The 2120-nt window shown below is 67.1% G+C and carries 1 protein-coding gene; it reads right to left on the bottom strand.

Annotation, left to right across the window (positions count from 1 at the left end; translation table 11 throughout):
* The coding region (gene pepN / locus QN345_RS18325) for an aminopeptidase N (RefSeq protein WP_323509036.1) at nucleotides 1-2074 on the bottom strand (2074 nt) is incomplete at its 3' end.
* Between the last annotated feature and the right edge of the window lie 46 nt (nucleotides 2075-2120).

Here is a 2120-nt window from a genome sequence, read left to right as displayed (position 1 = left end):
CGAGGGCGTCCCGCAGGCCGTCGCCGATGAAGTTGATCGCGAGCACGATCGTGAGCATCGCGAACCCGGGGGCCGCGACGCTCGCGAGCTGGCTGTCGGTGGCGGCGACGGAGGCGAAGAACTTCACGAACTGGAACTGCGCGTCGCTGCCGGGCTCGGCGTGCTGGGCGAGGGACCAGAGCGCGTCGCCGACCTCGGTCAGCGTCGAGGCCTGGAACTCGGGAGCCACATAATAGTTCGCGGCGAGCACGAGCTGGCCGAGCACGGTGCGCAGGGTGGTCGACTCTGTCTCGCTCGCGATGTTGCCGAGCACGAGGCTCACGAAGTCGCGGGCGCCGGTCTCGGCGTCGCGGGTGGCGTCCCAGATCGCACCCCAGACGATGGCGCGGGCGAGCGGGCTCTCGATGGCGGCGAGGTTCTCGAGGGCCACCTCCTGCGAGGCCGGGTCGAGCCGGATCTTCGCATAGGCGAGGTCGTCGTCGTTGAGGAGCACGAGGGCCGGGCGGGCGCGGCCAACGAGCTCGGCAACATCCGTCTTCTCTCCGTCGACGTCGATCTCGACCCGGTGGGTGCGCACGAGCTGCCCGTCGACGAGGTCGTAGAACCCGATCGCGAGGCGGTGCGGGCGGATCGTCGGGTAGTCGGCGGTCGCGCTCTGCAGCACGGAGAAGCCGGTGATGACCCCGGCGGCGTCCACGGCGATCTCGGGGCGGAGGGTGTTGACGCCCGCGGTCTCGAGCCACTTCGCGGCCCAGCCGGAGAGGTCGCGGCCGCTGGATGCCTCGAGCTCGACGAGGAGGTCGTTGAGCTCGGTGTTGCCCCACTGGTGCTTGGCGAAGTAGGAGGCGACGCCGGCGAAGAACTCGTCGCGGCCGACCCAGGCCACGAGCTGCTTGAGGACAGATCCGCCCTTGGCGTAGGTGATGCCGTCGAAGTTGACGAGCACGTCATCGAAGTCGGTGATGGTCGCGACGACGGGGTGGGTCGAGGGCAGCTGGTCCTGCTTGTATGCCCAGCTCTTCTCCATCACGGCGAAGGTGGTCCAGGCCTCTGTCCACTCGGTCGCTTCGGCAGTGGCGATGGTCGAGGCCCACTCAGCGAAGGACTCGTTGAGCCACAGGTCGTTCCACCACTTCATCGTGACGAGGTCGCCGAACCACATGTGCGCGAGTTCGTGCAGCACGGTGACGACGCGGCGTTCCTTGATGGCATCCGTGACCTTGGACCGGAAGACGTAGGTCTCGGTGAAGGTGACCGCTCCGGCGTTCTCCATCGCGCCCGCGTTGAACTCCGGCACGAAGAGCTGGTCGTACTTGTCGAAGGGATACGGGTAGTTGAACTTCTCCTCGAAGTAGGCGAAGCCCTGGCGGGTCTTCTCGAAGAGGTAGTCGGAGTCGAGGAACTGGGACAGGCTCTTGCGGCTGAACAGGCCGAGGGGGATGATCCGGCCGTCGCTCGAGGTGAGCTCGCTGCGGATGACCGCGTACGGGCCGGCGATGAGCGCCGTGATGTAGCTCGAGATCGTGTGGGTGGGCTCGAACGCCCAGGTCTTCGCGCCGTTGCCGGCATCCGTGGGCTCGGGCGTTGTCGAGTTGGAGACGACCTCCCATTCGCCGGGGGCCGTCACGGTGAACTGGAACGCGGCCTTGAGGTCGGGCTGCTCGAAGACCGCGAACACGCGGCGGGAGTCCGGAACCTCGAACTGGCTGTAGAGGTAGACCTCGTTGTCGACCGGGTCGACGAAACGGTGCAGGCCCTCACCGGTGTTCGTGTACTCGGCGTCGGCGACGACGGTGAGCGTGTTCTCTGCGGCGAGACCATCGAGCTGAATGCGGATGCCGTCGCTCACGCTTGCCGGGTCGAGGTCGACCCCGTTGAGGGTCACTGCGTGCACCGTGCGCGTGATCGCGTCGATGAACGTCGAGGCACCCGGGGTCGCGGTGAAGGTGACCGTCGTTGTGCTCGCGAAGGTTTCGGGACCCGTCGTGAGGTCAAGGCTGATCGCGTACTTCTGCACAGTGACGAGCGCTGCGCGCTCCTGGGCTTCGATCCGGGTGAGGTTCTCTCCTGGCAACGTTTTCTCCATCTCAGTCTCGACCCGCGGGGGTGGGGCCGGGGGG

Source organism: Cryobacterium sp. 10I1 (assembly GCF_035019805.1).
Taxonomy (GTDB): domain Bacteria; phylum Actinomycetota; class Actinomycetes; order Actinomycetales; family Microbacteriaceae; genus Cryobacterium; species Cryobacterium glucosi.
Note: the sequence above shows the minus strand (reverse complement) of the source record. Positions and strands in the feature narration are given on the sequence as shown.